A 17,259-nucleotide genomic window follows, 5' to 3' on the forward strand; every position below is an offset into this window, starting at 1 on the left:
TGACCTATTGAATGAGAAACAGGGTGCGACAATTTGTCTCATCCTTTGTTTTTGTCGCAACTAGAACGTCGCGAAATCGGGTTAACGGGCTGAATTGGCGGTCAAAATCAGGTTGGAACACTAATTGCTATTTTCATCAAAAAAGGGCGAACACAAAAGATTCGCTTCAATCATGGAAACGAGCAATGTTAAAACAATTTCTGCAACAAGCGACGTCACCCAATGGCAGCGCGCGGTGGTTTGCCATTGAAAACACGGTGGAGCTGACCAACTTGATCCCACCGACCGTCAGCTACGAGAGCGGCGGTCATACATTGATTCTCGGCCCCACCAGTCTGATTGAACGCACCGCGCTGCAATTATCTCAAATGGCGTCCATCACGCTGCTGTCGGTTGATGGTGAGCAGGGAACGCATGAGCAGCTCTATTTTGCGGATACGGTTGAAATCAGCGGCTTTCTTGGGGCTTTTAACGTCACCGTCGAAAATCATGGCAAGCGTATGAATCTCGCCAATGCAGCACTTGATCTCGACTGCTTTGATATCGTGCTGGATATGTCGCTCAATGGCGTGATGAGTGAAGAAGTGCCCGTGCCGGGGTATTTCCCGGTTGGACGCGGGTTTCCGAAACTCTCCGATGCGCTGGAAGAAATTCCCGATTTGATGGGCACATTCGATAAACCCAAATACTTTCGTCTCGATACCGATTTGTGCGCGCATTCATCGCGTGGCGTCAAAGGGTGTGACCGATGTGTCGATGCGTGTCCAGCCGGCGCCTTATCCAGCGAAGGCTCCGAGCAGACGGGTCATCGCATTCAAATCAACCCGTATTTGTGTCAAGGCGTGGGCACTTGCGCCACATCGTGTCCAACCGAAGCCATTCACTACGCGCTGCCCAACCCGACCGAAACGCAGAAATTCATTGAGCGTTTGCTACATAACTATCATCAAGCGGGCGGCGAAAAGCCGATCGTGCTGATTTGTAGCTCGCGTCATGAGCAATACAACTTGATGGCGCTGCGAGTACTGCCTGACAACGTCATGCCAGTCACGGTCGAAGAGCTGCCTTCGGTGGGGATCGATACCTGGTTTGCCGCGCTGGTCAACGGCGCGACGCAAGTGTTGTTTGCTGCCAGTCGTCATATGCCGCCAACCATTCTGCGCATACTCAATCAAGAAGTAAGTCTGGCGCAAAGCTTTTTGACTCACCTTGGTATTCGCAAAGAAACCATCGACATACTTTATCTCGAATCGCTACGCGAAGCGGCACCAACCTTGTGTGATGAACCCCTTGGTTTGCACATTGGCGAGCTAGATGGCAAGAAACGCGATCGTTTATATGTCGCACTTGATGCGCTAGCAACAGCGCGTGGCACAGAATTGAACGCGCAGCCGCTGGCGGCCACAGCACCTTATGGCGCCATTGCATGTTCCACCACCGATTGCACCTTGTGCATGAGCTGTGTGGCGGTGTGTCCAACCCGTGCGCTGCATCATGAAGGGGACTTACCGTCGCTGAAATTCGTTGAGCAAGATTGCGTGCAATGTGGGTTGTGTGTGAAAGCCTGCCCTGAGAACGCGCTCACGGCAGTTCAACAACTCAACTGGAATGCTGCGCAGCGTCAATCGGTGGTGACCTTGCATCAAGAAGAGCCGGCGAAATGCCTGCGTTGTCACAAGCCGTTTGCGCCTCAATCGATGATCACCATGTTGCAAGATAAGTTACGTGGTCACTCCCATTTCTCCGATCAAGCGTCTCTGGATCGCATTGCGATGTGCGAAGACTGCCGCGTTGTCGATGTGTTTGAGTCGATGGCCAATGATCCCGAAAAACAACTGCGCTACTAAGGAGAACGAGAGATGCCACACGATCCATTGAACGACACCACCGCCTCGGACACCACCGCCTCGATGCGCTCAGACATCTATTTGTTGCTGGCGACGTTGCTGCGTGATGTGCCGTCACCGTCACTGGTCGAATTCCTTAGCCAGTTGGACTATGAAAACAACGGCACGCCGATGGCTGATGCGTGGCGCGCGTTAACACAAGCCGCACAAACCACGCCGCCAACGGAACTTGCGCAAGAGTATCAAGAACTATTCATCGGCATTGGCCGAGGCGAAGTGGTCCCGTTTGCATCATGGCATTTGACCGGTTCGCTGATGGAAAAACCGTTGGCGGAAATACGATTCCACCTCAATGAACTTGGGTTGGAGCGTGATGCGTCGGTGAAGGAGCCGGAAGATCACATGGCCGCCTTGTGCGAAACCATGGCCTATCTGTGCGACGCCAATGATGGCGCGCAACAGGCGTTCTTTAATCGCCATATTTCACCGTGGTTTGAAAAGCTGGTGGACCAAATTCAACAGGCGCAGCACGCGCAGTTTTATCTGTCCGTCGCTCAGTTACTGTTGGCGTTCCTGACACTGGAGAATATTGCGCTCACACAAGCGCCAGCAAGTCGCCGTAATACACACCGAATTGAGGTGAAAAACCTCACCGATAAAGCTCAGCAATGACGATAAGAAAAGCAGACGAACCAACCCGTGTTGGCACCGACGTGTTCAATCAAGGGAAAGGGAAAAGGAAGCAATGATGAAAGAAGATAAACCGATCAACGAAAGCAGACGTGAGCTGCTCAAAGGTCTCGGAACCGCCGCGGTCGCAGCCGCTGTCGTGACGGGCGTTTCTCAGCACGCAGTCGCGAGTGAAAAGCCCGTCGAAGCGAAAGATACGCTGAAAAAAGGGTATCACGAAACACAACACATTCGTGATTACTACGACACGCTATAGGAGCGCCGTGATGAGACTAACCAAACGTTCAGACAGCACGAGCAAGGAAAAGAATCAGCTTGGTATCAGCCGCCGTGCGTTCATGAAAAATACCTCGCTGGCCGCAGGGGGCGCCGCTGTCGGTGCAGCGTTGTTTGCGCCGGGCATGATTAAGAAAGCGCAAGCAAGCGACGTGGATCGCAGCGCAAAAACCGAAGTCAAACGCACCATTTGTTCTCACTGTTCAGTCGGGTGTGGCATTTACGCCGAAGTACAAAACGGCGTATGGACCGGCCAAGAGCCCGCATTTGACCACCCCTTTAACGCCGGCGGCCACTGCGCCAAAGGTGCCGCGCTGCGTGAGCACGGCCATGGTGAACGTCGCTTGAAATACCCCATGAAGTTGGAAGGCGGGAAGTGGAAAAAGATCTCGTGGGATCAAGCAATCACCGAGATCGGCGATGAAGCACTAAGAATTCGTCAAGAATCCGGCCCAGATTCAGTTTACTGGCTTGGCAGTGCGAAACACAGCAACGAGCAAGCGTATCTGTTTCGCAAAATGGCGTCGATTTGGGGCACCAACAATGTGGATCACCAAGCGCGGATTTGTCACTCCACCACGGTCGCTGGCGTCGCCAACACGTGGGGTTACGGCGCGATGACCAACTCGTTTAACGACATGCACAACTGTAAGTCGATCCTGTTCATTGGTTCTAACCCAGCCGAAGCGCACCCGGTGGCGATGCAGCACATCCTGATCGCGAAAGAGAAAAACAGCTGCAAAATCGTGGTTGCGGATCCTCGCCGTACCCGAACCGCCGCCAAAGCCGACTATTTTGTCTCGCTGCGTCCGGGCACCGACGTCGCGTTCATTTGGGGCATTTTATGGCATGTCTTCAAAAATCAGTGGGAAGACAAAGAGTTCATTCGCCAACGTGTGTTTGGCATGGACGAAATTCGTGAAGAAGTTGCGAAATGGAACCCAAAAGAAGTGGAGCGCGTGACGGGCATTTCGGAAGCCGAAGTGTATCAAACTGCGAAAATTCTGTCTGAGAACCGTCCCGGTTGCGTGGTGTGGTGTATGGGCGGTACCCAGCACACCACCGGCAACAACAACACCCGAGCGTATTGTGTGTTGGAACTGGCACTGGGTAATTTGGGCAAATCAGGCGGCGGCGCGAACATTTTCCGTGGTCACGATAACGTGCAGGGCGCGACCGACCTTGGCGTGTTGTCGCACACATTGCCGGGCTATTACGGCTTAGCCGACGGGGCGTGGAAACATTGGTGCCGCGTTTGGGATCTTGATTTTGCATGGCTTAAAGATCGTTTTGACCAAAACGAATATCGCGGTCAGAAACCGATGAACAACATGGGCATTCCGGTCTCTCGCTGGATTGATGGTGTGCTGGAAAACAAAGCGAACATCGAGCAGCGTGACAACATTCGCGCCATGTTCTACTGGGGCCATGCGGTGAACTCGCAAACCCGTGGTGTCGAAATGAAAAAAGCGATGCAAAAGCTCGACATGATGGTCATTGTTGACCCGTACCCAACGGTAGCGGCAGTCATGAACGACCGCACCGATGGCGTGTATCTGCTACCAGCAACGACGCAATTCGAGACTTACGGCAGCGTGACTGCATCGAACCGTTCGATTCAGTGGCGCGATCAAGTGATTCAGCCGCTGTTTGACGCCAAGCCCGACCACGAAATCATGTACTTGATGGCGAAGAAATTGGGCATCGCCGACCAGCTGTTCAAACACATTCGTGTCGAGAACAACCAACCGGTGATTGAAGACGTCACGCGTGAGTTCAACAAAGGCATGTGGACCGTCGGTTACAGCGGCCAAAGCCCAGAGCGCCTCAAAGCACACCAACAAAACTGGCATACCTTCCATAAAACCACCTTGGCAGCAGAAGGCGGCCCAGTACATGGTGAAACCTACGGTCTGCCTTGGCCTTGTTGGGGCACGCCAGAAATGAAGCACCCCGGAACGCACATTCTGTACGACACGTCAAAACCTGTGGCAGAAGGCGGCGGGACATTCCGCGCGCGTTATGGGGTCGAATTTGAAGGCAAGAGCTTATTGTCAGAAGACAGTTTCTCCAAAGGCAGTGAAATTGAAGACGGCTATCCAGAATTCAGCGATAAATTGCTGAAGCACCTTGGATGGTGGGACGATCTGACACCCGAAGAGAAAGCGGAAGCCGAAGGCAAAAACTGGAAAACAGACTTGTCCGGCGGCATTCAACGCGTTGCCATCAAACATGGCTGTATTCCGTTTGGCAACGCCAAAGCTCGCGCGATTGTCTGGACGTTCCCAGACCGCGTGCCTTTGCACCGCGAACCGCTCTATACGCCGCGTCGCGATCTGATTGCCGACTACCCAACGTGGGATGATGCCGAGTCAATCTATCGTTTGCCAACGCTGTATAAATCGATTCAGGACAAAGACGTCTCGAAAGAGTACCCCATCATTCTCACATCGGGTCGTTTGGTGGAATACGAAGGGGGCGGTGAAGAAACCCGTTCGAACCCTTGGCTGGCGGAACTTCAACAAGAGATGTTTGTGGAAGTGAACCCGAAAGATGCCAACGATCTCGGGTTCAAAGATGGCGAATACGTCTGGGTGGAAGGGGCTGAGAAAGGCCGCATCCATGTCAAAGCCATGGTCACACGCCGCGTGAAACCGGGCATGGCGTTCATTCCATTCCACTTCGGCGGTATTTATCAAGGCGAAGATTTACGCAGCAAGTATCCAGAAGGCACGCAACCTTACGTTGTCGGTGATTCCGCGAACATTGCGACCACCTACGGTTACGATCCAACCACTCAAATGCAGGAAACCAAAGTCACCCTGTGTAACATTCGTAAAGCGTAAGGAGCGCAATCATGGCCAGAATGAAATTTCTATGTGATACCAAACGCTGCATCGAGTGTAACGGTTGTGTCACGGCATGTAAGAACGAAAACGACGACGCACTAGAGTGGGGCATTCAGCGCCGCCGCGTGGTGACGTTAAACGATGGCGAACCGGGCGAAAACTCGATCTCGGTGGCGTGTATGCACTGTACCGACGCGCCGTGTATGGCGGTGTGTCCGGCGGACTGTTTTGTGCATACCGAAGACGGGATCGTGCTGCACAACAAAGATCTCTGCATCGGGTGTGGTTACTGCTTGTTTGCGTGTCCGTTTGGCGCGCCGCAGTTTCCAAAACAGTCGGCGTTTGGTGAACGCGGCAAGATGGACAAATGTACTTTCTGTGCTGGCGGCCCGGAAACCGAGCCGGGTTCGGAAGAAGAGCGCAAGAAATACGGCGCCAACCGGATTGCCGAAGGCAAACTGCCGATGTGTGCGTCACTGTGCTCAACCAAAGCACTGATGGCGGGTGATGCCGAAAAAGTGTCTGACATCTTCCGTCAGCGTGTGGTGGAACGTGGTGCCAAAGGTGCCGGTTGGACCGATGGTGAAGATCTCTCTTACGATGCAACAAGGAGCTAAGTGGTGATGCAACATATTTGGATGCGCGCCACTCGGTATGTGCTGCCGTTACTGGCAGCACTGATGTGCTTTGCTGTTCAACCTTCGTTTGCCGAAGAGAAAAGCAAACCGGATGTGGTGCAAAGAGAAATCACGCAACTGGCAGGCGCAGATTACTGGCGTCAAGTACGGCAGGGAGAGTCGGGCTATACCACATCTCAGTCCCCTGAACATGGCGTATTGATCAGTAAGCCCGGCGAAACCTGGTTCATCTTGAAAGAAAAATGGATGTCGCCCGCTGGCGCAGTCGCCATTTTTGGCAGTATCGCGATGGTGATTTTTGCTTATGTGGTCATGGGGCCGCTGATGCTGAGCAAGCCGAGAACTGGGCGAAAACTGAAACGTTGGTCGCGTTTGGACCGCGCGCTGCACTGGAGCATGGCGTTTACCTTTTTAACCCTGGCGTTCAGTGGCTTGATGCTGGTCTATGGCAAACACTTTTTGAAACCCTATGTACCGACGGATCTTTGGGGATTCATCGTGTATGCCGCCAAGCAGTACCATAACTACATGGGGCCGATATTTTTTGTGTTACTGGTGTTTATTCTGCTCAAGTGGTGGCGTAAATCACTGTTTAGCAAAGTGGATCTGCATTGGTTTATGAAGCTGGGCGGCATGGCAGGCAAACACAAAGGCAGCCACCCGTCGGCCGGTTTCTCCAACGGTGGTGAGAAAGCCATTTATTGGCTGCTGATCTTTTTTGGCGCGTTCGCAGCATTCAGTGGCTTGGTGTTGGATTTTCCCATCTTCGGCCAAACGCGCCGTGATATGGAACTGTCGAATTTGGTGCACATGATTTCCGCGTTGATTCTGATCTGCGGTTTCATCTTCCATATTTACATTGGTTTGTTCGGTATGGAGGGTGCATTAGAAGGGATGGTCACTGGCAAAGTTGATGAAACTTGGGCCAAAGAGCATCACGATCTTTGGTATGAAGAGATGAAGCAGCAAGGCCAAATCGAAGAAGCAGACGCCGCTGAAAAGACGCATCACGTTGTGACAGGAGAGCCTAAGCATGAAACCCGCTAGTCAAAACGGCGCCGTGTGGTTTGTTTATATTGCCAGCTTACTGACACCGTTCACCTGTTTGGTATCCGGCGTGATTGGGATCATTTACGCAGGCTATCGTCTGGACAAGAACGAAGATGGGGAGGTGGCGAATTCTCACTATTATGGGCTGATTCGCAGCTTCTTCTTGTTTCTGACTTTCTTTGTGGTCTTGCTTGTCACCGTTGCGACCTCCAACGGCTTGATTATTGGTGTGAACCGATACTGGTACGCCAATTCTTGGCTCAATAATGTGGGGTACGCCATTCCTTACATCGGCGCACTGATTGCGTGTTTTGCCATGCTGATCTGGATCGGACGCATGGTGCAGGGGATGAAGCAGTTGAAAAGCGATATTCCGCATAAGCCATCGAACGGCCCTAATCTCTGATTCACCACCCGGTTTTATACCGGGTGTTTTTTGCGCAACATTCCAGTGCGCATCAAAGTAGTGCCATTTCTCCATAATGGTGCATTGTCCGCACCAGCATAAACCAACTCATCCACCATGCCCCAACTCATCTTTTTACTTATTTAAATCATTTCAATCACTTATTGATTGCGTATCAGTCATTGATATAACGTTCAATCATTGGAACGTATCTTGCTCTATCAGTGAAAAAATAGAATAACCTCACCAACTTGGTGAAAATTTAAACGAGTAGCACAGGATTAGTGCACTACTTTACTTGGAGTAAATGAGAATGAGTGAAACCGTAAGTCAGGTACAAGGTGCCGTTCAAACCCTGACCCAAAGTTCAGATACTTTATTTTTGCTGCTTGGCGCCATTATGGTGTTTTTGATGCATGCAGGATTTGCATTTCTGGAAGTGGGAACCGTCCGAAAGAAAAACCAAGTCAATGCGCTGGTGAAAATTCTGGCCGATTTTGGCGTGTCCACCATTGCCTATTTCTTTATCGGGTATTGGATTGCCTACGGCGCCAACTTCTTTTCTGATGCCGCAACGTTGTCGCAGGGGAACGGCTATGAGTTGGTAAAATTCTTCTTTCTATTGACGTTTGCCGCAGCAATCCCCGCCATCGTATCGGGCGGCATTGCAGAGCGCGCCCGTTTCTACCCTATATTGATGGCGACATTTTTCACCGTCGGGATCGTGTATCCATTCTTTGAAGGCATCATTTGGAACGGAAATTACGGCATTCAAGCGTGGTTTGAATCTAGCTTCGGCGTCGGGTTTCATGACTTCGCAGGTTCCGTGGTTGTACATGGTGTCGGCGGTTGGATTGCGCTGATCGCAGTGATTTTTCTGGGCATGCGGAAAGGGCGCATTCGCGCTGGCAAACACACCAACTTCGCACCATCGAACATTCCGTTCTTAGCGCTTGGCGCGTGGATCCTCAGTGTGGGTTGGTTTGGGTTCAACGTTATGTCCGCGCAAACCCTCAACGGCATTAGCGGCTTGGTTGCGATGAACTCCTTGATGGCCATGGTTGGCGGGATTTTAGCCGCGTTAATTGCCGGCAAAAATGACCCCGGCTTCATTCACAATGGCCCGTTGGCAGGCTTAGTCGCAGTTTGTGCAGGGTCGGATTTAATGCATCCACTTGGCGCATTGGTGACGGGTGCGATCGCTGGCGCGTTGTTCGTGTGGCTGTTTACGCAGTTACAAAACAAAACCAAAATTGACGATGTGCTGGGCGTTTGGCCATTGCACGGCGTATGTGGCGCGTGGGGCGGCATTGCTGCGGGGATCTTCGGTCAAGCTGCATTGGGCGGCATGGGCGGTGTTAGTTTCGTCGTGCAAGTGCTGGGAACCGGATTGGGCATTGAGGTTGCGGTCGTTGGTGCGTTTGTCGTGTACGGCGCGCTGAATCGCGTTTCAGGCTTGCGTCTCTCGGAAGAAGATGAGTTTAACGGGGCTGATTTGGCGATCCATAAAATCTCTTCGGTGAACGAAGAGTAGTACGCCACACTCTAGGATGAAAGAGCAGGTGATGAACCTGCTCTTTTGCATTTGGGCTCACAGAAGAGGGCATTGTTGTTTCAATTAATACTATGGTCTAACCCGCAAAGCTAGGGATGTCGGGGCATCGGTGCTAAGCTAGCCGAAAAGCAAAATAAAAGGACGTTGTATGAATTTTCCGTATCGCAATGTTGTTGTACTGACGGGTGCAGGCATCTCGGCAGAATCCGGGATTCAAACTTTCCGAGCCCAAGACGGACTATGGGAAAATCACCGAATCGAAGATGTCGCGACACCGGAAGGGTTTGAGCGAGATCCGAATCTCGTCCAAGATTTCTACAATCAACGCCGCCGTAAACTCCAGTCTGAGAGTATCCAACCCAATGCTGCGCACATCGCGCTAGGTAAGTTAGAGAAAGCGCTCGAAGGCAGCGTCACCATCATCACCCAAAATATCGATAACCTGCACGAGCGTGGCGGCAGTCAAAACATCATCCATATGCACGGCGAGCTACTGAAAGCGCGCTGTAGCGTCTCCAATCAAGTGGTTGAGCATAAAGATGACATTCTCACTGGCGAGTTGTGTCATTGCTGCCAGATGCCTTCTCAGATGCGCCCACACATTGTGTGGTTTGGGGAAATGCCACTGCGCATGGGCGATATCTATGCTGCGCTGGAACAAGCGGATCTATTTATTTCGATTGGCACGTCCGGCGTGGTGTATCCAGCGGCTGGTTTTGTCCACGACGCGAAAATGCATGGCGCGCACACGATTGAAATTAACTTAGAGCCGAGTGCAGTAGAAAGTGAATTCGCCGAGAAACGCTACGGTAAAGCCAGCGTAGAAGTCCCACGTCTGGTCGAAGAAATTCTGGCATTACAAGAACCAACCATCAAGCACGCGTGACGATAACATCGCGCGCCAATAGGCGGTAGATACCGTGATGGAGAGACAGGGATAAAAAAGCGGCCAATGGCCGCTTTTTGCTTGGTTGCGAATTACTTTGAATTCACTTTAAGCTTTTGGAAGTACTCTTCGTACAGTGCGGCGGCTTCGCCGACTTCATCTTGCCAAACGCCACTGTCCATCACAGATTGAGGCGGGAAGACATTCGGATCATTTGCAAATTCAGCAGGCAGCAGGCTGTATGCGGTTTTTACTGGCGTTGGGTAGCCAATTTCCAGCGCAATTTTCGCTGCATTTTCAGGGCGTAGCAGGAAGTCGATCATTTTGTGCGCTGCTTCTACGTTTTTCGCACCGGCTGGAATCGCGATGCTGTCCATCCAGAAAATCGTGCCTTGCTCTGGCCAGATAATTTCAATTGGCGCGCCTTCTTCACGAGCCATGTATGCAGAACCATTCCACAACATGCCCAGAGAAACTTCACCCGCCAAATATGGGTTTGCTGGGAAATCCGAGTTAAAGACCAACACGTTTGGCATCAGCTTTCTCAGTTCGTGATAAGCCGCTTCGATTTCTTTGGGATCGGTGGTGTTGGGTGAGTAACCAAGCTTGCTGAGCGCGATGTGGAACACTTCACGAGCATCATCCATCATCATCAGCTGACCTTCCCACTTCGCGTCCCATAGGTCGCCCCAGTTTTTCACGGAAGATTTGTCCAGCATGTCAGTATTGATACCAATACCAGTTGCGCCCCAGATGTAAGGAATCGAGTACTTGTTGTCCGGATCGAAAGGCTTGTTCAAATAGTTAGGATCCAAATCCGAAAAATGACTCAATTTTGATTTATCGATTTCGCGCAACATACCTTCTTTGCGCATTTTTGAAACGAAATAGGTTGATGGCACAACCAAATCGTAACCCGAGCCTTGAGTTTTCAATTTCGCATACATGCTTTCATTGGACTCATAGGTCGAGTAGATGACTTTAATACCAGTTTCCTTAGTGAAATCTTCCAAGACTTCGTTAGGAATATATTCAGACCAGTTGTAGAAATACAGTTGTTGGTCGTCAGCAATTGCATTGGTAGTGAATAGAGTCGCAGCGCATAGTGCGCCAGCATACAGTTTACTTTTCATTACTTTTCCATGATGTAGTGCAAGAGCCTAGCCAGGCAGGAGCGTGTTCATTTGGGGGGAAGAGTATACCAGCTCAAAAAAAAATAGGCAGCCAAGGCTGCCTATTTCATTCATTTTCGGAGTTTACTGACCCGCTTTGAGCTTCATGAAGTAATCTTCGTACTTCACAGTTTTGTCGCCAACAGCCGCTTGCCATTCAACACGGTCCAGATCCTCTTGAGAAGGGAAGAGGGGTGCGATGTCTTGGAACTTGTCGTTCGATGCTTTCACGCCGGTGAGGTAACCCGTATCACGAGAGATTTGCTCTGCAATTTCAGGACGCAGCAAGAAGTCGATCATCTTGTGTGCCGCTTCTACGTTTTTCGCGCCAGATGCAATCGCAAAGTTATCAACCCAACCGATACCGCCTTCTTTCGGGAAAACCAGTTTCAGAGGAAGACCTTCTTTTTGCGCTGCTGCTGCTGAACCGTTCCACAACATGCCTAGGCCAACTTCACCAGACAGGTAAGGTGCTGCTGGGTTATCCGAGTTGAAAACCAAAACGTTTGGCATCAGTTTTTGTAGTTCAGCGTAAGCTTCGTCGATCTGTTTGTCGTCAGTGGTGTTACCTGAGTAACCCAGTTTACGTAGTGCGATATGGAACACTTCACGCGTGTCATCCATCAGCATCAACTGGCCGGCCAATTCCGGTTTCCACAGGTCGCCCCAGCTTTGGAAATCGTTTGGATCGTACATGTCGGTGTTCACTGCCAAACCGGTGATCGCAACAACGTGAGGAATCGAGTAATCGTTGTTTGGATCATAAGGTTTGTTCAGATAGTTTGGATCCAAATTTTTGAAGTTTGAAAGCTTAGATTTATCAATTTTCTGAAGCATACCCTCATCACGCATCTTAGAAACGAAGTAGGTTGATGGAACAACCAGATCGTAACCTTCGTTATGCGTTTTGAGCTTAGCGTAGAGTGTTTCATTCGACTCGTAAGTCGAGTAAATCACTTTGATGCCTGTTTCCTTAGTAAATTGTTCCAGAATGCCGCTGTTGATGTACGGTCCCCAGTTCATAAATACCAGTTCTTTATCTTCCGCTGCTGCTGTACCCGTAAACAGTGAAAGCGCACATGCACTACCAGCCAATAGAGTAGCCCATTTTTTCATTGACGTTAGCTCCAAACCAAACGTTGCCCATTCGGGCGTTAGATAGAAAAACAGAATGACGTAAGTCATTCTGTTTCGTGCTTTTTAAGAAATTGAATTCTACTTCACTTTTTCCCTTGCTAACAACTGTGAAGTGATAACAAGTACTAAAGAAATCACTAACATCACTGTAGCAAGTGCGTTGACTTCTGGCGAAATACCCACTTTAACCATCGAGTAAATCTTCAAAGGTAGAATTTCGTAGGTTGGTCCAGTCACAAATGAGCTGATAATCACGTCATCTAGCGATAGGGTGAAACTTAATAACCAACCCGCAGCAACCGCAGGTTTTGCCAAAGGCAGAATGATTTTTTTCAAAATCACCCATTCGCTGGCACCCAAATCTTTTGCGGCTTCCAACATTTTCACGTCAAACCCATTGAGGCGGCTGTAAACCGTCACCACCACAAATGGCAAACAGAATGTAATGTGTGCAATCAACAGGGTAAAGAAGCCCAGTTTTGCACCCAACACTAAGAATAGCGCAAGTAGAGAAATTGCCATGACAATATCTGGGGACATCATCACAACAAATAGCATCCCGTTAACCATGCCTTTGCCTTTGAACTGATAACGGAATAGGGCAACTGCTGTCAGGCTACCAATAATGGTTGCCGCCGTGGCAGAAAAAACCGCCACGTTCAAGGAGTGCCAAGCCGCTTGCATCAAGCTGTCATTGGCAACAAGAGCGTGGTACCACTTAACCGTAAATCCACCCCATTTAATGCCGAATTTGTTGTCATTAAACGAGTTGGCAATTAGCACGATGATTGGTAGGTACAAAAATAAGTACACTAAGCTCATAAAGCTAAATCTAACTGCTCTTCCCATTAGTCTAGCTCCACTTTTTTGTTCAACAGTTTACCCGCGCGGTAGTACGCATACAGCATGACCGCCATGGCCATCGTCAATGCAATACTGGTTGCAGCGCCAAACGGCCAGTCACGCGCGTTCAGCACTTGGCTCTTAATCACGTTACCAATGAGCAAGTTCTTCGCCCCGCCCAGCAGGTCAGCAATGTAGAACATGCCCAACGCCGGAAGCAGCACCAACAAACAACCGCCGATGATACCCGGCATCGTCAGTGGCAGGATCACTTTGGTGAGCGTTTGCAGTTTGTTAGCGCCCAAATCGCGCGCCGCTTCAATGTAAGTGCCGTCTAGTTTCTCAATCGCAGAGTAGAGCGGCAGAATCATAAATGGCAGCAGAATGTAAACCAGACCAATCATGACCGCAGTCTCGGTGTACATCAGACGAATCGGAGTATCAATCAAACCAATGCCCATCAGCGCTTGGTTCAAAATCCCTTGCGTCCCCAGAACAATCTTTAAGCCGTAAGTACGGATCAGAGAGTTAGTCCAAAACGGCACAATCACCAAAAACAGCATGATTGGGCGCCATTTCTCGGGCATTTTGGCCACGATGTAGGCAAATGGGTAACCGATAATCAAGCACAAAATAGTGGCCACAATCGCCATGTAGAACGAATGCAGCATGACTTTGGCATATAGCGGATCCAATAAACGCGCGTAGTTTTCAAGCGTGAATGTGAGGTCAATCAGATTGGCTTCATCACGCGTTAGAAAACTGGTCCCCACGATCATAAGGTTAGGGATCAGAACAAATAGAACCAACCAACCAACAATGAGGGTAATGATCGCGTTTTGAAGACTAAGCTTTTTGCTCATCATTGAGGACTACCTCCCAGCTTTCAACCCAAGTGATTGCGACTTTCTGGCCGATAGAGTGGTCCACATCCGGATCATCTTCGTTAAAGAATTCGCTAACCAGTACGCGCATACCAGAATCTTCTAGTTCAATGATCGATTCCAACGTCATGCCTTTATAGGTACGATCGGTCACTCGACCCAAAATACCGTTGGTTTCAGACTCTTTAATCTCTTCAATACGCAAATCTTCAGGACGAAGCAGAACTTGCAACTTATCACCCGAGTTAACGTCTTGATCGTAATAAACGACCGAATCAACGCCTTCGATTTCAACACGCACGCGTTTTTCATCCAGACGCTCTTGCATCACGGCGTTGAACACGTTGATTTCACCGATAAAGCGGGCAACAAACAGGTTCTTCGGTTCTTCGTAAATTTCACGTGGAGAGCCATCTTGTTCGATCACACCGTCACGCATCACGATGATACGGTCCGACATCGACAGGGCTTCTTCCTGATCGTGAGTTACGAAAATAAAGGTAATGCCTAATTGACGTTGCAGCTGTTTGAGCTCGATTTGCATCTGTTTACGTAATTTGTAATCCAGTGCAGACAGCGATTCATCCAGCAGCAATACTTTCGGTTTGTTGACAACAGCACGAGCAATCGCAATACGCTGTTGTTGGCCACCAGAAAGCTGATGCGGTTTGCGTTGAGCCATTTGCTCAAGACGTACCATCTTCAGTGCTTCTAGAACGCGAGGTTCGATCTCTGCCGTTGGCACTTTCTGCATACGCAGACCAAATGCAACGTTCTCGAATACCGTCATATGCGGAAAGAGTGCATAGCTTTGGAAGACAGTGTTGACGTGTCTTTGCTCAGCAGGAACGGAAGTAACATCTTGACTATCAAGAAGAATTTGACCTTCATCTGCCGTCTCAAAACCGGCGATCATTCTCAGGACGGTGGTTTTACCACAACCAGATGGCCCCAATATGGTTAGGAATTCACCGTGGTTTACATCAAGATCTAAGCGACTGATGATTTCCTTACCATCGAAACTTTTACTAATGCCAGAAAGACGAATAACTGGCTTTCCTACTGAATTTTGTTCGTTCAACGTCTGTTTTTCTCCCACCTTGGTCCGTAGATTCGCTCTACTGATTAGACCTGTAGCAATACACCAAGTAAGGCGCGAATCATAATCATCATGGAAACGAATTCAAAGTTTTTTCTTATTCTGAAACAGAAAAAATTTTGCACCTAAAAGTAAAGATTAATTACCATAGGCGTTTCGCTTAACTCTTAATGGTTTCAAGTGGTTAATTATCAACCATAGTTTCCAGAAAGCAAGACGAGTTTGGCACACAGAGTTTAGACTCGGTAGCATTTCAGTATAATGACCGAGTATTTTATCTGTCTTGTATAGGTCGCATTTTTGACAAGCCAACTTAGGGCACATTATGAATAACGATATCGAAAAAGATTTCAATTTGGGAGGAACGGTTGAGCGCGCTCTGTCGGGCCAGTATCAACTCAAGATTGGAGAGGTGTTTAAAGAAGCCTTTGACTGCACCATTAAACATTTTCTGTCCTTTTCTCCTGCCATTGTGATGCTCATTGTCGTTCAGGTTGCGATCTTCTTTATCGCACTCAAACTGCAACTTGGTGATCCATCGATTATTGTCTCTGCCATCGCTCAAGACGGCGTGTTCCCACAAGGGCTGGTGCAGGCAATATTTATCGCAAACTTCAGTTATGAAGTGGTCAGCGCGCCGATTTATGCTGGTGTGTGTCTGATGGCAATGAGCCACGCAGCAGGGTTGAAGACCAAAACTGGCCATATCAGCAAAGGCCTGCAATACACCGTGCCGGTGATCATTGCCACACTATGTGGGTTAGTACTACAAGGCGTGGCGGGCATGCTGTTCCCGCTGTTGTCGATGTATCTTTCATTGGCGTTTAGCAACTCAGTGCTTCTGATTTGTGAAAAGCAAGTGACACCGATGCGTTCATTGCTACTTTCACTGCGCGCCGTCAACAAGAAAATTCTGCCGCTGGTCGTCATCTACATCGTCATGATGATGATGTTCGTCGCCGCTGCAATCTTTTATGGCATTGGCCTTATCTTTGTGCTGCCATTTTTCTTCCATGTCAAAGGCATTATTTACCGCAATATGTTTGGTATTCGCCTTAAGATCGTCACCACATCGTCAAACCATGACGACGATAACAATGATAATAACCAAGATTCACAGGTGTTTAATGCTTAATAAGAATAAGTATCTCGCTTTATCTGTCGTTGCTGTGATTGCTAGCTGCAGCGTGTACTATGTTAAACAACACTCGACCGACTCAATGTTGATTGAGATGAATGGTCAGGCTGTGTCTGATGCGCCAGATTTCGCCGCCATCAGCGATATTCCAGAGAAAAAGCATGCATTTTTCTCTTACCTGAAACCTGGGATTGCGCTGGAAAACGAGCGCGTCATGAAAGAGCGTAAAATTATCAAGCGCATCAAAGACAATTTTGAGAAAAATCGGGTGTCCGAAAAAGATCTCGATGATGCGAAACACTTAGCGCGTCTATACAATGTGGCGTTGACCGACAACCAAGTCGACGACAAATGGCTGGCCATCATGCTGCATCGTGTGGACGTCCTCCCAGAAGCGCTGGTATTGACTCAAGCGGCCAATGAATCGGCATGGGGTACATCACGCTTTGCCCGCGAAGCAAACAACTACTTTGGTCAGTGGTGTTACACTGAGGGCTGTGGTTTGGTGCCTCGGGCACGTGCCGAAGGCATGACTCATGAAGTGGCGAAATTTAGCTCGGTACAAGAATCGATTCATCGCTATTTCATGAACGTGAACCGCAACGCTGCGTATTACGACTTACGCAAAATTCGTTACGATCTACGCCAAGACCAAAACAACTTACTCAGTGTCGAGACTGCCGTTGAACTCACGAACGGTCTGCTGAAGTATTCAGAACGCGGCGCAGATTATGTGGCAGATCTTCAAACCATGATCCGTCACAACCAAAAATATTGGCTCAACTAAGC

The 17,259-nt window shown here is 49.4% G+C and carries 16 protein-coding genes; 11 read left to right on the forward strand and 5 right to left on the reverse strand.

Going from position 1 to position 17,259, the window contains the following annotated elements:
* The first annotated feature begins 185 nt into the window (after positions 1–185).
* The 9 genes from VFA_RS06715 (at position 186) to cobB (ending at position 10,197) form a co-directional block, all read left to right on the forward strand.
* Positions 186–1,847: a 4Fe-4S binding protein gene (locus VFA_RS06715; protein WP_004725918.1), complete on the forward strand. Its 1,662-nt coding sequence runs from the start codon at positions 186–188 to the stop codon at positions 1,845–1,847.
* Between the two features lie 63 nt (positions 1,848–1,910).
* Positions 1,911–2,519, forward strand: a complete 609-nt coding sequence (locus VFA_RS06720) for a TorD/DmsD family molecular chaperone (RefSeq protein WP_172475420.1) — start codon at positions 1,911–1,913, stop codon at positions 2,517–2,519.
* 73 nt (positions 2,520–2,592) lie between these two features.
* Positions 2,593–2,793: a twin-arginine translocation signal domain-containing protein gene (locus tag VFA_RS06725; RefSeq protein ID WP_370447159.1), complete on the forward strand. Its 201-nt coding sequence runs from the start codon at positions 2,593–2,595 to the stop codon at positions 2,791–2,793.
* A gap of 10 nt (positions 2,794–2,803) precedes the next feature.
* Entirely contained in the window at positions 2,804–5,659 is a 2,856-nt protein-coding gene (locus tag VFA_RS06730) for a formate dehydrogenase subunit alpha (protein ID WP_004725924.1), read from the forward strand.
* Between the two features lie 11 nt (positions 5,660–5,670).
* Positions 5,671–6,279, forward strand: coding sequence for a formate dehydrogenase FDH3 subunit beta (fdh3B, locus tag VFA_RS06735; RefSeq protein WP_004725926.1), 609 nt, complete (start codon positions 5,671–5,673; stop codon positions 6,277–6,279).
* Between the two features lie 6 nt (positions 6,280–6,285).
* A complete protein-coding gene (locus tag VFA_RS06740) occupies positions 6,286–7,347 on the forward strand; it encodes a formate dehydrogenase subunit gamma (protein ID WP_004725928.1) in 1,062 nt (353 codons plus the stop codon).
* Entirely contained in the window at positions 7,334–7,756 is a 423-nt protein-coding gene (locus VFA_RS06745; protein ID WP_004725930.1) for a hypothetical protein, read from the forward strand. The genes VFA_RS06740 and VFA_RS06745 overlap by 14 nt, the downstream gene beginning before the upstream one ends.
* A 313-nt stretch (positions 7,757–8,069) precedes the next feature.
* Positions 8,070–9,290, forward strand: coding sequence for an ammonium transporter (locus VFA_RS06750; RefSeq protein WP_038151142.1), 1,221 nt, complete (start codon positions 8,070–8,072; stop codon positions 9,288–9,290).
* 169 nt (positions 9,291–9,459) lie between these two features.
* On the forward strand, positions 9,460–10,197 hold the full coding sequence (gene cobB / locus VFA_RS06755; protein WP_004725934.1) for a Sir2 family NAD+-dependent deacetylase: 738 nt from the start codon (positions 9,460–9,462) through the stop codon (positions 10,195–10,197).
* 92 nt (positions 10,198–10,289) lie between these two features.
* Here the strand turns inward: cobB and VFA_RS06760 are convergent, their stop codons facing one another.
* The 5 genes from VFA_RS06760 to potA all read right to left on the reverse strand — a co-directional run bounded on the left by VFA_RS06760 (position 10,290) and on the right by potA (position 15,332).
* The gene (locus VFA_RS06760) at positions 10,290–11,330 is read right to left on the reverse strand and encodes an extracellular solute-binding protein (protein ID WP_004725936.1); all 1,041 of its coding nucleotides are present in this window, start codon (positions 11,328–11,330) and stop codon (positions 10,290–10,292) included.
* Between the two features lie 123 nt (positions 11,331–11,453).
* Positions 11,454–12,485, reverse strand: a complete 1,032-nt coding sequence (locus VFA_RS06765; RefSeq protein ID WP_004725938.1) for an extracellular solute-binding protein — start codon at positions 12,483–12,485, stop codon at positions 11,454–11,456.
* Positions 12,486–12,584: 99 nt separating this feature from the next.
* Entirely contained in the window at positions 12,585–13,355 is a 771-nt protein-coding gene (potC, locus tag VFA_RS06770) for a spermidine/putrescine ABC transporter permease PotC (RefSeq protein ID WP_004725940.1), read from the reverse strand.
* On the reverse strand, positions 13,355–14,212 hold the full coding sequence (gene potB, locus VFA_RS06775; protein ID WP_014205083.1) for a spermidine/putrescine ABC transporter permease PotB: 858 nt from the start codon (positions 14,210–14,212) through the stop codon (positions 13,355–13,357). Before potB ends, potC begins: the two co-directional genes overlap by 1 nt.
* Entirely contained in the window at positions 14,196–15,332 is a 1,137-nt protein-coding gene (potA, locus tag VFA_RS06780) for a spermidine/putrescine ABC transporter ATP-binding protein PotA (protein ID WP_004725943.1), read from the reverse strand. Before potA ends, potB begins: the two co-directional genes overlap by 17 nt.
* Positions 15,333–15,657: 325 nt before the next feature.
* Here potA and VFA_RS06785 point away from each other — a divergent pair, with 325 nt between their 5' ends.
* Together VFA_RS06785 and VFA_RS06790 are read left to right on the forward strand one after the other, a co-directional pair.
* A complete protein-coding gene (locus tag VFA_RS06785) occupies positions 15,658–16,467 on the forward strand; it encodes a hypothetical protein (protein WP_004725944.1) in 810 nt (269 codons plus the stop codon).
* Entirely contained in the window at positions 16,460–17,257 is a 798-nt protein-coding gene (locus tag VFA_RS06790) for a glucosaminidase domain-containing protein (RefSeq protein WP_038151145.1), read from the forward strand. The genes VFA_RS06785 and VFA_RS06790 overlap by 8 nt, the downstream gene beginning before the upstream one ends.
* Positions 17,258–17,259 lie beyond the last annotated feature (2 nt).

It is taken from the genome of Vibrio furnissii CIP 102972 (genome assembly GCF_000176175.1).
Lineage (GTDB): Bacteria > Pseudomonadota > Gammaproteobacteria > Enterobacterales > Vibrionaceae > Vibrio > Vibrio furnissii.

Coding starts and splice junctions, on each gene's coding strand:
- VFA_RS06725 (WP_370447159.1), top strand. CDS start 2,593: ATGATGAAAGAAGATAAACCGATCAACGAAAGCAGACGTGAGCTGCTC.
- VFA_RS06740 (WP_004725928.1), top strand. CDS start 6,286: ATGCAACATATTTGGATGCGCGCCACTCGGTATGTGCTGCCGTTACTG.
- VFA_RS06765 (WP_004725938.1), bottom strand. CDS start 12,485: ATGAAAAAATGGGCTACTCTATTGGCTGGTAGTGCATGTGCGCTTTCA.
- VFA_RS06720 (WP_172475420.1), top strand. CDS start 1,911: ATGCGCTCAGACATCTATTTGTTGCTGGCGACGTTGCTGCGTGATGTG.
- VFA_RS06785 (WP_004725944.1), top strand. CDS start 15,658: ATGAATAACGATATCGAAAAAGATTTCAATTTGGGAGGAACGGTTGAG.
- cobB (WP_004725934.1), top strand. CDS start 9,460: ATGAATTTTCCGTATCGCAATGTTGTTGTACTGACGGGTGCAGGCATC.
- fdh3B (WP_004725926.1), top strand. CDS start 5,671: ATGGCCAGAATGAAATTTCTATGTGATACCAAACGCTGCATCGAGTGT.
- VFA_RS06760 (WP_004725936.1), bottom strand. CDS start 11,330: ATGAAAAGTAAACTGTATGCTGGCGCACTATGCGCTGCGACTCTATTC.
- potB (WP_014205083.1), bottom strand. CDS start 14,212: ATGAGCAAAAAGCTTAGTCTTCAAAACGCGATCATTACCCTCATTGTT.
- VFA_RS06715 (WP_004725918.1), top strand. CDS start 186: ATGTTAAAACAATTTCTGCAACAAGCGACGTCACCCAATGGCAGCGCG.
- VFA_RS06750 (WP_038151142.1), top strand. CDS start 8,070: ATGAGTGAAACCGTAAGTCAGGTACAAGGTGCCGTTCAAACCCTGACC.
- VFA_RS06745 (WP_004725930.1), top strand. CDS start 7,334: ATGAAACCCGCTAGTCAAAACGGCGCCGTGTGGTTTGTTTATATTGCC.
- VFA_RS06790 (WP_038151145.1), top strand. CDS start 16,460: ATGCTTAATAAGAATAAGTATCTCGCTTTATCTGTCGTTGCTGTGATT.
- VFA_RS06730 (WP_004725924.1), top strand. CDS start 2,804: ATGAGACTAACCAAACGTTCAGACAGCACGAGCAAGGAAAAGAATCAG.
- potC (WP_004725940.1), bottom strand. CDS start 13,355: ATGGGAAGAGCAGTTAGATTTAGCTTTATGAGCTTAGTGTACTTATTT.